Raw genomic sequence first — 429 nt, 5'->3', positions numbered from 1 at the left:
CGCCGCCGCATCGTTGAAGTCTCCCGAGTTGTCTGCCGTTAAACGGCCTCCCAGGAATAAATGCGGGGTCAGCTGGTATTCTGCCGCACCATTGATCTTGAAGGCGAACGCGGACCTCGTTTGCCCAGGGTACGTCGTCGGGATGTTGATGGTGGGGTTGGCTGCCGCAAATTGTTCCAGCTCTGCCTGGTCTGACGGCGAGTTGGGGTAGTACGGGGCTTCGAGTTCTCTGAAGTGTTGCAGACCCAATGTGGTGCCCAGCTGGTACGCCAGCTTGCCTTTGCGCCCTGCTATTTCAAACGGTACGCCTACCGAGACGTAGGATTTGGGGCTGAAGTAGCCGCCGTGTCCATAGGTGAAGTAGCGCAGGTTCTTTTGATAGAAGAAGGAGGTCAGGCCCAGCCCGGTGGTGAAGCTGAAGTCTTTGGT

The 429-nt window shown here is 57.3% G+C and carries 1 protein-coding gene; it reads right to left on the bottom strand.

What is annotated here, in order from left to right:
- Nucleotides 1-429: cellulose synthase subunit BcsC-related outer membrane protein (locus tag H8L32_RS27295; RefSeq protein ID WP_186951011.1), on the bottom strand; the 429-nt coding region annotated here is incomplete at both ends.

Origin of the sequence: Undibacterium hunanense (assembly GCF_014284335.1) — a bacterium.
Taxonomy (GTDB): domain Bacteria; phylum Pseudomonadota; class Gammaproteobacteria; order Burkholderiales; family Burkholderiaceae_D; genus Undibacterium; species Undibacterium hunanense.
This window is presented reverse-complemented; position numbering and strand designations above follow the sequence as displayed.